Origin of the sequence: Rahnella ecdela, from assembly GCF_019049625.1 — a bacterium.
In the GTDB taxonomy this organism is placed as follows: domain Bacteria; phylum Pseudomonadota; class Gammaproteobacteria; order Enterobacterales; family Enterobacteriaceae; genus Rahnella; species Rahnella ecdela.
In genome coordinates this window covers 280,553-293,130 of the sequence record NZ_JAFMOY010000132.1, presented here as the reverse complement: position 1 = coordinate 293,130, position 12,578 = coordinate 280,553, and the positions used below count along the sequence as shown (strand labels likewise).

The window sequence follows — 12,578 nt, the reverse complement described above, 5'->3', positions numbered from 1 at the left end:
TTGCGTAAGACAATGGTGACAACTCAGGGCCTGAGGATCGTCGTGATGATGGCGATGCTGGTGGTGATATTTGCAGGCATCAAATCGGCAGCAGATATCATCGTGCCATTTATTCTGGCGCTGTTTCTGGCTTTTGTGCTCAATCCGCTGATTGTCTTACTGGGAAAATGGCGGGTGCCACGGGCACTCGCTGTTTTACTGGTCGCGACTCTCGCGGTATGCCTGATGGTTTTCCTGACCACCAAGCTGCTGATGACCCTGAATGAGTTTGCCCGCACGTTGCCGCAGTACCGCGGGTTGATTGCCGTCAAACTGGTCGAAATTGATACCTGGTTTCACTGGTCAGAGCTTTCATTAACGCCCGAACAGCTGGCCGGATATATTGACCCGGCGGTGATGCTCAATCTGGTCAGTAAGCTCATCAGCTATTTGTCGAATGCGATGGCGGGTTTATTTTTATTGCTGATGACCGTTGCCTTTATGCTGCTTGAGGTTCCGCAACTGCCTTATAAAGTGCAGCAGATGTCCGAAGACCCGGGCAAGGGCATGGCGAATGTTCAGCGTGCGCTCGACAGCGTGACGCGTTATCTGGTGATCAAAACGTTGATTAGCGTCGTGACCGGGCTGGCGGTGTGGGCACTGCTGGCGGTAATGGGGATCCGGTTTGCCTTTCTCTGGGGGATGCTGGCTTTTGCACTCAATTATATTCCCAACATTGGTTCTTTTATCGCGGCAATTCCGCCCATCATTCAGGCATTTTTGTTCAATGGCGTCAGCGACGGTCTGATTCTGACCGGCGGATATATCCTGATTAACCTGCTGTTTGGCAGTATTATTGACCCGAAAATTCTGGGCCGGGGGCTTGGACTTTCAACATTAGTGGTGTTTGTCTCGTTGATTTTTTGGGGATGGCTGATGGGGCCTGTAGGGATGTTGTTATCAGTGCCGTTGACCATTGTGCTGAAAATCGCACTGGAACCGACCGCCGCTGGCCACAAAATTGCAGTCCTGCTGGGCGACGGACCGCTGAAACGTTAAATTCAGTTTTGCTCTTCTATCCGCTGCGCCAGGGTTTCGATACTTTGCAGCGATATCAGTAACTGCTGACGGGCTGTGGGATCAAGCCCGTCAAACAATCTGTCGATGGCTTCCTGCTTGGGTTTTTTTACCTGCGCCAGTGCCTGTTTACCTGCTTCAGTCAGCTCAAGCAACTGCGAACGGCGGTCGGTGGGATGACGACGACGCACCAGTAAACCATCTCTGTCCATCGCATCTATCGCGTCTGTAATCGTTCGGGGAGATTGCTGGAGAACAATCGCCAGCTCCGCCGGACGACAGGTACCTTCCAGGGCAATCGCCGTCAGTAGTTTTTCGCGTGCCAGAGAAAGCCCCTGAGCCGACATTGCGGCATCAACCTGTTTACGCATCAGCCGGATCACCGACAGCAATGTTTCGGTGATCACCGCCGGAGTTGCTTCGTCAAATGTTGATTGAGTCATATTGTGAGGCCACTCAAAATTAGTCTGCTAACGTTGAGTTTATTGTATCCCTCTTCAGGCAGAGTGCAACGGGCCTTTGGAATGAACGGGAAAACACGGATTTTGACACGGGGAAATAGTGTGGGTAAAACGCCCAACACACTGACTTAACAGGGTGTTGGGTTGTCATGCAGGCTTAACTGTGGATTTTATAAATCTGCTGAAGGTCATCTTTAATCTGCCGACTGACGGGGGGCGCGGAAATATCATCAATTGGCCAGAACAAATATTTGATGAGGTTATAAACGAAACAGAATTCCAGACGGTTACGAACTTTTATTTTCTGCGCCAGATGACGCTTATGGACATACACCGTGCGGCTGCTGATATTCAGTTTTCTGGCGATGCGGTAGTTAGGCATTTCCGACATCCAGTAACTCATGACCAGAATTTCCTGATCGCTGAACAAGGTTCTGGGTATCTTGAAATTATTATCCGGCATAAAGGATTGCGGGTCTAAAGCTATGCCTTGTAATAATGACGTGAGTGACTGTTTGTTGAGAATAAAAACTTCGCGGGTAACCGGTATTGGCGCATCACAATCGGGATAATTCGCGTCGATATAACAGTATATGCGTGCGCAGTGCCGCAGCTCAAAGAAGCTTTTTAATTCTTCAGATAATTCAGCATTGTGACAATACTTTGTCATATTGACTAAAATAATGTCTGGCTGGAATTCAGGAATTGTATCTAATGCCTGAGAAACATTCACGCTATCAATAATGTTGAGATTATTATTCTCAACCAGATAAGAGAAAATTCCTAATCGGGTAAAGCCACAGGGTTCAATAATTGAGATTTTCATTTCACGTCCTTGTCATGCGTGTCATTACGCGATGGAAACCACTCCTGTGATTTCTGTGGCTAGCATAGATTTTTTCCTATAATGCTGTCAATTCGGAAATACCAGACTATTGATCTCGTTCAAAGCGAAATTAGAAATAATTCTTACAGAAATATAATGACAACCATCGTTAAATATTAACGATGGTTGAAACATTTTTACATTAACTGAATCTTGAGAGAGAAAAGGGTTTCAGATCAAAAGGAATAGGATGATTGTTAGCGAAGTGAGTAACTATTTCACCTAATACGCTGGCAAATTTAAATCCGTGACCACTTAACCCTGAAATAACCAGTGTATTTTCACGGCCAGGCAGCGTATCAATAATGAAGTCTTCATCCTCAGTCATGTCGTAAGTGCATGATGCACCGCGCAGACTGACGCCAACTCCTGGCAGGAAATGACGGAAGAAATTGAAGGATTCGCTGCCATCCTGACTGATTTTGCCGAAAGGAGAACGCTCCTCTGGTTCAGTGATCCACTGACCGCCGTTGTGTTTTCCGAGCTTCAGTGCGTCTTTGACTGACGGGAAACCGTAATATTGGTCGCCTTGCTGCGTCTCAAGCGTGAATGCAGGGAAATGGTTTTCCTCACTGTAGCGGCCATCAGCATGAAACCAGGCGAAAACTTTACGCAGAGGCTTAACCGGTAATTCAGGCAGGATTTTAGTGACCCAGGTACCCGCTGAAACCAGCAATTTTGCTGCGCTGTAAATACCGTCTACCGTAGTAACCTCAACGCTGTCCTCGTGCCACTCAATATTTTCAACAGGGCAGTTAAACAGCTGCGCACAGCCGGCTTCGCGTGCGAGGCGGATATACGCGGTGACGGCCATTTCACTTTGCAAATACCCGGAATCTGGCTCAAACACACCGGAATAACCATCAGGCAGGGTGAACAGGGGCCATTTCGCGCGGATTTCGGCGGCGCTCATGTTCTGTGTGTTCAGATGATAGGTTTCTGCGCTGTGTTTTACATTGCCGATGAATTCTGAATTTTCAGGGCCAATGTTAAGCACCCCGCTGCGATGAAAAACATTATCGCCGCTCAGTTCTGCCAGTTCATTCCAGAGCGTTTGTGCCCGGAGCAGCATAGGAACATATCGCGCACCTTCGCCGTAAGCGTGGCGGATCAGGCGGGTTTCACCGTGATGGCTGCCTGCCTGATGGGGCGGCATTGAACTGTCTATCATCAGCACCTTCAATCCGGCACGGGTGGCGTAATAGCCAGCAGCTGAACCGACAGAACCACTGCCGACGATGATGAGGTCGTAATCCATATTTAAAAATTCCTGAGGTGAGTTTTTAACAAATAGGCTACAGGCATGATAGAGAGTTTACGGCGGTAATGGCAAGCAGAGCAGGGGCAAAGAAAAAGGCACCAGGATGAAATCGCTGGTGCCTCAGGCTGGCAGATAAAAATCAATGTTTTCGGTGATCACTGTATTCGTACTCGTTAGATTCTATCTTTTCAATGCCGGCTTCGAGAATGTTAATCAGTTGCCGGGCAACATCGGTAGTTAACCACAAGGTTCTGTCTACCTGAGCATCCTCGGGTGTCTGGTCTTTTGAAGACAGGTAATGAAGACGTATCATCATGGCGTCATAAGAGTCGACGGTACTGATATCCCAACCAACAAGCGGGTGTGTCTGAATAACTTCATCATTTCTGTCCATATAGACCCCTTATATTGTAGTGACTAACGTGAGTGACTATCTGAGGATCAATGCGGCTCATTATCAGGTGAGCTATTTCAGTATAAACAGTTAAATCGTTTTATGGTGAGATTTGAGAGTATTTAATTGTAAATAATTTGTGTCGATTAATTCTTCAGCAGAATAGTCCGAAGATTAACCAAAATTATTTTTTCGGGGAAGTGTGTTTTATGCATCCCAATGGAATAAAAAACCGGACTGCGACGCCCGGTGAAATACATAAATAGCCTTGCGGCGTGGTTTTAATAAACCTGATTATTATAAATAGGGTATCGAAAATGAATAGGTTTGCTGAAATTTCATAACGTTACTCATCGTTCTGATTTGAAAACCAGTCATCAGCACTTTCCCAGGTTTCCTGCAAAATTTCTTCGATGAGATCGCGATCAGTTTTGGCTCCGCCCAATACAGACAGGCTATTTGCTCCGGCATAACGAACCTGAACTTTATTTTCGCGGTCGGAAAACTGTTTGTTAATTCTTTTACTCAATTCACCGGATAACGCGTCCAGCGCGCCAACAGGCAGAGGCTTGGTTTTATCGATTGTGACTTCAACACGCATAGGACCTCCTGAATAGATTTGACTGTATATTTATACAGTCAAATCATGTTCAGCGCAAGCCACTGTATTGAGAAATCGTAATCAGAACGAGGTTACTTTCCAGTTCAGGGTTTGCCCTGCGAGGAATGGCACAACAGATTCTTCACCCAAAGCAATCTCTTCCGGCTGAGTCACTGGCGTACGCGTCAGTTCGATGAAATCTTCATTGAGCGGCAAACCGTAGAAACGCGGGCCATTCAGGGAGCAGAACGCTTCAAAGTGTTGAAGGGCATTCATTTCTTCGAAGACAGTGGCATAAGCGGACAGTGCCAGAGGTGCATTAAAGCAACCCGCACAGCCACAGCTCGATTCTTTACGACCTTTGGTGTGTGGTGCGGAATCCGTGCCGAGGAAGAAACGGTCAGCGCCACTGGCGATGACTTCACGCAGGGCTTCCTGATGAACGTTACGTTTGAGGATCGGAAGACAGAATAGGTGGGGGCGAACGCCGCCCACCAGCATGTGGTTGCGGTTAAACATCAGATGCTGTGGCGTAATGGTGGCGCCCAGATACTGATTACCAGCCAGAACATACTGCGCTGCTTCTCTGGTCGTAATGTGCTCGAATACAATTTTCAGCTCAGGAAACTGACGACGAACCGGATCCATCACTTCATCAATGAAACGGGCTTCGCGATCGAAAATATCAACATGGCTGTGAGTCACTTCGCCGTGGATAAGCAAAGGCATGCCGATTTTTTGCATGCGCTCGAGCACCGGGTAAATCGTTTTGACATCCGAAACCCCGTGCTGGGAGTTTGTGGTCGCGTTGGCCGGATACAGTTTTGCAGCAGTGAAAACGCCTTGCTCAAACCCGCGGGCAATTTCTTCCGGATCCAGAGAGTCGGTCAGATAGCAGGTCATCAGAGGGGTGAATTTATGTCCGGCAGGCAGCGCGGCCATAATACGTTCACGATACGCTATTGCTGCGGCGACAGTGGTCACCGGCGGCGTCAGGTTCGGCATGACAATCGCACGACCAAAGACTTCACTGGTGAAAGGTAACACCGTGCTGAGCATTTCATCGTCACGAAGGTGAATATGCCAGTCATCTGGGCGGCGGATTTTCAAAACTTGCGGTGTTGCGGTCATCAGGCAAAACTCCGGCATTGAGAGACAAGATGTTGGGATCAGGTGCGGTAATGGGAGCATTAACGGCGGGGAACAAGAATAAGCGTAAAAGCGTTGTGTTGCATCTGTTAAATAAAGTTCGTATTGAAATCAATGTATCGAAAGGTTCATAGTGGTAGGAGATTTTAGTTACTGTGCTTCATGGTTTGTGCCTGAAGCAGGACAAAATAACGGGAGAACCATTATGGAAATCAGAGTTGTTGCTACCATTGTCGCGAAAAAAGAATTCAGGACAAAAGTGACAGAAGCATTGCTTGACGTAATTGAGCCGAGTCGCCAGGAAGTAGGGTGCCTGCAATATGAACTGCACCAGGATCTGGATACCGACGGGACGTTTGTTTTCTATGAGCGCTGGGCATCAGAGGATGCGTTGAACCAGCATAATAAGACCGAGCATTTCCAGCATTTCGCAAAAAGCCTGGAAGGGAAGCTTGAGGAACTGACGATCCGTCGTCTGAAAAGTCTGGCCTGATTCTCGTCGGTCAGATTTACAGCCAATAAAAAAACCCGCCGAGGCGGGTTTTTACTTTTGTGACAATCTCAGCTCAGCGCAATTACTCTGCTGGCATCTCCGGTTTGGTTGCAGGAGCCGTTGCAGTAGTGACTGCAGCATGGCCACCGGCAGAACCTTTACCATCGAAGTTGAACTCAGGGCGAACCCATTCACTGTGACGCGCTGGTTCAGGCACATAGCTCGGCGCGGGTGCTTTGGTCATAGGCGCTGTCGCGAAATGCTTGAAGCGAGGCGCTACAACTGCAGCTTCAGTCACTGCCGGAGCTTGCGTAACTGGCGCATTTTCCACAGCAGGTTTAACTTCTGCAACCGGTTCTGCTTTCGCTTCAACTTTCACTTCAGGTTCTGCGACGTGCGCAGGTGCCTGAAGCTCTGGTTCAGCCAGCACGGCTGTTGGTTCAACAACTGCTGGCTCGTGCGCTTCTGGCGCTATCTCGACAACAGGCGTTTCTTCAACAGGTTCCGCGGTTGCAGGTTCAACCAATACAGGTTCATCGGCAAAAGGTTGCGCGATTTGCGCTGGTGCTTCTTGCTGTGCGGGTTCAAAAGCAGTTTCTGGCTCAGCGGCTGGCTGAGGTGCGACTTCTGCAGTTTCAGAAATAACCGGCGTATTCGCCTGTGCAATCTCAACCTGCTGGGTCAGCACTTCAGGTGCTTCTGCTTCAGTAGTCTGCTGCTCATGGGACTGATATTCAGATGACTGATATTCAGAAGACTGAGCCACCGGATAGGTGATCCACACTTTACCTGACGCCATTTCCGGAGAAACGAACGCACCCGCCATTGGCATTGGTGACTGAGTCGGGTAACGCTCATCGCGGTAACGACGACGACGCTGACCGCTGACGCGCAGGTGACGTGGAGAACGGCGTGAACGACGTGGCATACCGTTTTCACGGGCATTGTCATTCTGATTGTCTTCGCTGTCAGCAGCGTTTGCGGGTTCTGCATCAGAAGGTTCTTGCGCAACTACTGCTGGCGCTGGTGCTGTAGGACGAGTACCTGTGATCAGCAACTGAGCCGCAGCTTCTTCTTCGTGATCCACTTCTTCGGATTCAAAGCGGATTTTCTGATTCAGCTGACGACGCTGACGGCGCTGTGCTGGCTGACGATCTTCCTGTTCAGCTTCATCAGTCACTACCGGAGCAACAACTTGCTCAACGGCAACTGCATCCTGAATTTTTTCTTCAGTTTGCGGTTTACGTTTGTCTTCAGAACGGCGACGGGAACGTTCACGACGAGGTTGCTGCTGCTGTTCTTCGCGAGCGGCAGTTTCAACTTCTTCATTACGACTTTCGGTAACAACCGGTTCCTGATTACGACGGCCACGACGCTGATCGTCACGTTGCTCGCGATTATTCTCGCGGTTATCACGGCTTTCGCCACGATTGTTATCACGACCTTCGCCACGTTCGCCACGATTACCGCGGTCATTACGCTCACCGTTGCGGTCACGACGTCCGCCCTGACGACGCTGGTTACGGCGTTCGTTGTTACGACGGTTTTCGGTTTCAGTTGCTTCCGGGGTCTCTTTCGGTGCCTCAACAGGTTTAACTTCCTGCTGTGGTTCCGGAGCGAACAAGCTTTTCAACCCGCTCAGCAGACGGCTGACAAAACCTGATTTCTCAGCAACAGGAGCTGCCGGAGCATTCACTGTGGCGGTGCGGGTTTTGACAGGTTCTTCAGTGGTAGTGGTCTGCTCGAAGCTGGATGGCGGCGCTTCGCTTTGCAGCGCAAAGGCAGCCAGAGCCGGTTGCTCAGGACGACGACGTTCAGTCGGCAACTCTTCAGAAGGTTGCAGCATTTCTGCTTCGTGGATCTGTGGCAGCAGGTAGCTCAGTGCAGAGATTTCTTCGCCTTTACGAACACGCAGAACGTGGTAATGCGGAGTTTGCATCTGATCGTTAGGTACGATCACCGCACGCACGCCACCCTGACGTTTCTCGATGGCATTCACCGATTCACGTTTTTCGTTCAGCAGGTAAGAAGCGATTGGCACTGGAACGATGGCATGCACTTCTTTGGTGTTTTCCTTCAGCGCTTCTTCTTCAATCAGACGCAGAATCGACAGTGACAGAGATTCGTTGTCACGGACGGTACCGGTACCTGCGCAACGTGGGCAGATATGGTGCGTTGATTCACCCAGTGACGGGCTCAGGCGCTGACGGGACATTTCCAGTAAGCCGAAACGGGAAATGCGACCAATCTGGATACGTGCGCGATCCTGACGAACGGCGTCACGCAGACGGTTTTCCACTTCGCGCTGGTGGCGAACTGGCGTCATATCAATGAAGTCGATAACGATCAAGCCACCGAGGTCGCGCAGGCGCAACTGGCGGGCAATTTCGTCTGCCGCTTCAAGGTTGGTATTAAACGCCGTCTCTTCGATATCGCCGCCGCGGGTTGCACGCGCGGAGTTGATATCGATAGCAGTCAGCGCTTCGGTGCTGTCGATAACAATCGAGCCACCGGAAGGCAGACGAACTTCACGCTGGAAGGCGGATTCGATTTGCGATTCGATCTGGTAGTGACTGAACAGCGGAATTTCACCGACGTACGGTTTAATTTTGCTGCTGAAATCAGGACGGCCCAGAGCGGCGATATGCTCTTTTGCCAGATCGAGGATTTTCGGGTTATCGATAAGAATTTCGCCGATGTCCGGACGCAGATAATCACGGAATGCACGAACGATAACGTTGCTTTCCTGATGGATCAGGAACGGAGCAGGGCGGCCTTCAGCTGCTTTCTTGATAGCATCCCAATGTTTGAGACGGAAAGTCAGGTCCCATTGCAGGGCTTCTGCGGATTTGCCAACACCGGCAGTACGCACAATCAGACCCATGCCATCAGGCAATTGCAGAGAAGACAGCGCTTCTTTCAGTTCAGTACGGTCATCACCTTCAATCCGGCGGGAAATTCCCCCAGCGCGTGGATTGTTAGGCATCAGAACCAGATAACTACCGGCCAGACTGATAAACGTCGTCAGTGCTGCGCCTTTATTTCCACGTTCTTCTTTATCAACCTGAACGATAACTTCCTGACCTTCGCGCAACACATCTTTGATGTTTGGGCGGCCGTGGGAAGAATAGTTACCAGGGAAATATTCACGGGAAATTTCTTTCAGAGGGAGGAAACCATGTCGTTCTGCGCCGTAATCTACGAATGCCGCTTCCAGACTAGGTTCAATGCGGGTGATTTTACCTTTGTAAATGTTCGCTTTTTTCTGCTCATGGCCCGGACTTTCAATATCCAAATCATACAGCCGCTGTCCATCTACAAGGGCAACGCGCAACTCTTCTTGCTGAGTCGCGTTAATCAACATTCTTTTCATCTTAACTTACTCGTTATTATTCCATTATTGACAGAGCTGCGGGCAAAATGACCTCATGACCGGATAAACCGTTGGCCCCGAGTCTTCTCGCAAATCGTCAACCTCACGGCTGTCGCTTGCATAGGGGCGCATTATTTCGGTAAGTCTGCTTTTGCTGTATTAAAGGCACCAGCGTTATGAAAGCAGCACTTTTATTAGGGGAATAGCTTCTGAATTTAGGTTAACAGATCTCATTCCGTATGCCGGCCAAGCTGCAACCCGCAGCCCGCTAATTGCTTGATTTCACATTACGTCTTACGCCATTGCTGCGTTTTTGTGCGATCAGGCAAATCTATAATTCCTGCGTTTTCCCTAACTTAAGAGAAACAACGCCGAAAGTAGTTTCATTATTCCATTGCAGGCACTGTGATAGCAAGGTGACTTTTCCCATGCGGGTAAGATATTTACCTCAATGAGAGATGCGCCGCATTGTCTGAACATAAGCATTCTGTAAAAACAGGGGGTATAGAAGGGTTTTCCTCGGCTGTTACTGGTAAAGTAAGAGTTAAGCACATAAAAATCAGTGGCGCGAACCGTGCCGGATATTTAGAATCGCGAGCCATGAAAACTGAGAATCCAACTGTACAATTAATCCCCATCTCTGAAGACGAAGCCGGTCAGCGCATCGACAACTTCTTACTTAAAATCCTGAAGGGCGTGCCGAAGAGCATGATCTATCGCATCGTGCGTAAAGGAGAGGTGCGGGTTAATAAGAAAAGAATTAAGCCTGAATACAAATTACTTGCCGGGGATGAAGTGCGCGTGCCGCCGGTTCGCGTGGCTGAGCGCGATGAAGCGCCGGTTTCCGCGAAACTGGATAAAGTTGCTGCTTTAGCCAATTGCATCTTATATGAAGACGATCACCTGCTGATCCTCAATAAACCGTCCGGGACTGCCGTTCATGGTGGCAGCGGGCTGAGCTTTGGCGTGATTGAAGGTCTGCGGGCTTTACGTCCGGAAGCGCGATTCCTTGAGCTGGTTCACCGTCTGGACCGCGATACTTCCGGTGTTCTGCTGGTCGCCAAGAAGCGGTCTGCCCTGCGATCCCTGCATGAGCAACTGCGTGTTAAAAGCATGCAGAAGGATTACTTGGCTCTGGTGCGCGGCGAATGGCCTTCGCATTGCAAAGTGGTGCAGGCTCCGTTGCTGAAAAATATTCTGCAAAGCGGTGAACGTGTGGTCAGGGTAAATGCGGAAGGCAAGCCTTCTGAAACGCGCTTTAAAATTGAAGAACGGTATGAATTTGCGACGCTGGTCAAAGCCAGTCCGGTGACCGGCAGAACGCACCAGATCCGTGTGCACGCGCTGCACGCCGGTCATCCGATTGCTTTTGACGATCGTTATGGTGAGCGCGATTTTGATGCAAAACTGTCAGGAACGGGGCTGAACCGTCTTTTCCTGCATGCGGCTGCGCTGCGTTTTGAACATCCCGCCACCGGTGAAACGATGCGCATTGAGGCTCCGATGGATGCCAAACTGCGTAACTGCCTGAAAATTTTGCGCGGAAAATCCACTGCCCGCTAAGAAATCAGAGTATGAGTCATAAAAAGGCGCACAGGTTGCGCCTTTTTTATGTCTGAAAATTATTGAGTCTCATTGAGTCTCAAGTAAAGGGTTGATGCCGTGTTCGCGCAGTAATGCGAGCAGGGCAATAAGAGGCAGGCCAATCAGCGTATTCGGGTCGCGTCCCGTCAGACTGTCGAAAAGTGTGATCCCCAGTCCTTCGCATTTAAAGCTGCCGGCGCAGTCATACGGCTCTTCGCGATGCAGATAACCTGAAATTTCTTCAGCCGTTAATGGCCTGAAAGTCACGTCGAAGGTTTCGCAAATCGTCTTTGCTTGTGAGGTCTCGCTATTATAAAGGCTCAGGCCTGTATAAAAAGTTACGGTTTTGCCACTGGCTGCCTGAAGTTGTCTGAACGCATTATCGAAAGTGTGCGGCTTCCCGGTTATCCTCCCATCAATTACGCAGACCTGGTCGGAACCTATAATCAGATGATGCGGATGGGCAGTGGCGAGTGCGCTGGCTTTGGATTGTGCCAGGCGTTTCACCAGTTCTGTCGGGCTCTCACCGGATGCCGGAGTTTCATCAATATTGGGGGATGCACAGGTAAACGTCAGGCCGGTTTTCTCCAGCAACGCTTTACGGTAGACCGAGGTCGAGGCTAAAAGTAATTGTGGTGAAGACATAATCATAATTTTTTTTCACAAAGCGTAGCGTTATTGAATCACACATTTTAAACTGTCGGCCGCTGCGGAAGCGAATATTGGTGAAAGGTGCGGTTTTGAGGCCTTTTTCTTTGACTCTATGTCGTTACAAAGTTAATATGCGCGCCCTATGCAAAAAGTAAAATTACCCCTGACCCTTGATGCGGTCCGCACTGCCCAGAAGCGTTTAGACTATACAGGTGTCTATACTGCAGATCAGGTTACGCGTGTTGCCCAATCAGTGGTCAGTGTGGATTCTGATATACAAACCTCATTGTCGTTTGATATCGACAATCAGCGCCTGGCTGTGATTACCGGCCAATCAGATGTTGCTGTAACTCTGGAATGCCAGAGATGCGGTAAGACGTTTGAACATCAGGTTCACACAACATATTGTTTTAGCCCTGTCCAGAATGATGAACAGGCTGAGGCATTACCGGAAGCGTACGAGCCGATCGAAGTCGATGATTTTGGCGAAGTCGATTTGCTGGCGATGATTGAAGACGAAATTATTCTTTCACTGCCTGTCGTTCCGGTACATGAATCTGAACACTGTGAAGTGTCCGACGCGGACATGGTATTTGGCAAACTGCCTGAAGAGGCGGAGAAACCTAATCCATTTGCCGTATTAGCGAGTTTAAAGAAAAGTACTTAAGG

General features: G+C 49.4%; 12 protein-coding genes. 4 read left to right on the top strand and 8 right to left on the bottom strand.

Features of this window, described 5'->3' with window-relative positions; all coding sequences use genetic code 11:
- A complete protein-coding gene (locus tag J1784_RS22135) occupies positions 1 to 1,038 on the top strand; it encodes an AI-2E family transporter (protein WP_217150978.1) in 1,038 nt (345 codons plus the stop codon).
- Positions 1,039 to 1,040: 2 nt separating this feature from the next.
- Here the strand turns inward: J1784_RS22135 and J1784_RS22130 are convergent, their stop codons facing one another.
- From J1784_RS22130 to pyrC, 6 genes are all read right to left on the bottom strand, one after another.
- Positions 1,041 to 1,499, bottom strand: coding sequence for a MarR family winged helix-turn-helix transcriptional regulator (locus J1784_RS22130; RefSeq protein ID WP_217150977.1), 459 nt, complete (start codon positions 1,497 to 1,499; stop codon positions 1,041 to 1,043).
- Positions 1,500 to 1,674: 175 nt separating this feature from the next.
- Positions 1,675 to 2,343, bottom strand: coding sequence for a LuxR C-terminal-related transcriptional regulator (locus J1784_RS22125; RefSeq protein ID WP_217150976.1), 669 nt, complete (start codon positions 2,341 to 2,343; stop codon positions 1,675 to 1,677).
- Between the two features lie 202 nt (positions 2,344 to 2,545).
- Positions 2,546 to 3,661: an N-methyl-L-tryptophan oxidase gene (gene solA / locus J1784_RS22120; RefSeq protein WP_217150975.1), complete on the bottom strand. Its 1,116-nt coding sequence runs from the start codon at positions 3,659 to 3,661 to the stop codon at positions 2,546 to 2,548.
- A 142-nt stretch (positions 3,662 to 3,803) separates the two neighbouring features.
- Positions 3,804 to 4,058, bottom strand: a complete 255-nt coding sequence (bssS, locus tag J1784_RS22115; protein ID WP_013576258.1) for a biofilm formation regulator BssS — start codon at positions 4,056 to 4,058, stop codon at positions 3,804 to 3,806.
- A 346-nt stretch (positions 4,059 to 4,404) separates the two neighbouring features.
- Positions 4,405 to 4,659 carry a DNA damage-inducible protein I gene (dinI, locus tag J1784_RS22110; RefSeq protein ID WP_217150974.1) on the bottom strand — a complete coding sequence of 85 codons (255 nt, stop codon included), beginning with the start codon at positions 4,657 to 4,659 and terminating at the stop codon, positions 4,405 to 4,407.
- Between the two features lie 81 nt (positions 4,660 to 4,740).
- A complete protein-coding gene (gene pyrC, locus J1784_RS22105; protein ID WP_217150973.1) occupies positions 4,741 to 5,790 on the bottom strand; it encodes a dihydroorotase in 1,050 nt (349 codons plus the stop codon).
- 223 nt (positions 5,791 to 6,013) lie between these two features.
- On the opposite strand from pyrC, the gene J1784_RS22100 reads away from it, so the two are divergent.
- Complete coding sequence (locus tag J1784_RS22100) at positions 6,014 to 6,301, top strand: putative quinol monooxygenase (RefSeq protein ID WP_217150972.1); 288 nt, start codon at positions 6,014 to 6,016, stop codon at positions 6,299 to 6,301.
- Positions 6,302 to 6,383: 82 nt separating this feature from the next.
- On the opposite strand, the gene rne is transcribed toward J1784_RS22100, so the two are convergent.
- On the bottom strand, positions 6,384 to 9,674 hold the full coding sequence (gene rne, locus J1784_RS22095) for a ribonuclease E (protein ID WP_217150971.1): 3,291 nt from the start codon (positions 9,672 to 9,674) through the stop codon (positions 6,384 to 6,386).
- 600 nt (positions 9,675 to 10,274) lie between these two features.
- Here rne and rluC point away from each other — a divergent pair.
- Positions 10,275 to 11,237 carry a 23S rRNA pseudouridine(955/2504/2580) synthase RluC gene (gene rluC, locus J1784_RS22090; RefSeq protein ID WP_217150970.1) on the top strand — a complete coding sequence of 321 codons (963 nt, stop codon included), beginning with the start codon at positions 10,275 to 10,277 and terminating at the stop codon, positions 11,235 to 11,237.
- A 69-nt stretch (positions 11,238 to 11,306) separates the two neighbouring features.
- Here the strand turns inward: rluC and J1784_RS22085 are convergent, their stop codons facing one another.
- Positions 11,307 to 11,909, bottom strand: a complete 603-nt coding sequence (locus J1784_RS22085; protein WP_420803987.1) for a Maf family protein — start codon at positions 11,907 to 11,909, stop codon at positions 11,307 to 11,309.
- 142 nt (positions 11,910 to 12,051) lie between these two features.
- Here J1784_RS22085 and yceD point away from each other — a divergent pair, with 142 nt between their 5' ends.
- Positions 12,052 to 12,576 (top strand): 23S rRNA accumulation protein YceD, encoded by a 525-nt coding sequence (gene yceD / locus J1784_RS22080; protein WP_217150969.1) that lies wholly within the window; start codon positions 12,052 to 12,054, stop codon positions 12,574 to 12,576.
- The last annotated feature ends 2 nt before the right edge of the window (positions 12,577 to 12,578 follow it).

What these genes read in the sequence shown, in the direction of transcription:
- J1784_RS22130 (WP_217150977.1), bottom strand. Translation starts at nt 1,499, where the DNA reads ATGACTCAATCAACATTTGACGAAGCAACTCCGGCGGTGATCACCGAA.
- J1784_RS22125 (WP_217150976.1), bottom strand. Translation starts at nt 2,343, where the DNA reads ATGAAAATCTCAATTATTGAACCCTGTGGCTTTACCCGATTAGGAATT.
- solA (WP_217150975.1), bottom strand. Translation starts at nt 3,661, where the DNA reads ATGGATTACGACCTCATCATCGTCGGCAGTGGTTCTGTCGGTTCAGCT.
- bssS (WP_013576258.1), bottom strand. Translation starts at nt 4,058, where the DNA reads ATGGACAGAAATGATGAAGTTATTCAGACACACCCGCTTGTTGGTTGG.
- dinI (WP_217150974.1), bottom strand. Translation starts at nt 4,659, where the DNA reads ATGCGTGTTGAAGTCACAATCGATAAAACCAAGCCTCTGCCTGTTGGC.
- pyrC (WP_217150973.1), bottom strand. Translation starts at nt 5,790, where the DNA reads ATGACCGCAACACCGCAAGTTTTGAAAATCCGCCGCCCAGATGACTGG.
- J1784_RS22100 (WP_217150972.1), top strand. Translation starts at nt 6,014, where the DNA reads ATGGAAATCAGAGTTGTTGCTACCATTGTCGCGAAAAAAGAATTCAGG.
- rne (WP_217150971.1), bottom strand. Translation starts at nt 9,674, where the DNA reads ATGAAAAGAATGTTGATTAACGCGACTCAGCAAGAAGAGTTGCGCGTT.
- rluC (WP_217150970.1), top strand. Translation starts at nt 10,275, where the DNA reads ATGAAAACTGAGAATCCAACTGTACAATTAATCCCCATCTCTGAAGAC.
- J1784_RS22085 (WP_420803987.1), bottom strand. Translation starts at nt 11,909, where the DNA reads ATGATTATGTCTTCACCACAATTACTTTTAGCCTCGACCTCGGTCTAC.
- yceD (WP_217150969.1), top strand. Translation starts at nt 12,052, where the DNA reads ATGCAAAAAGTAAAATTACCCCTGACCCTTGATGCGGTCCGCACTGCC.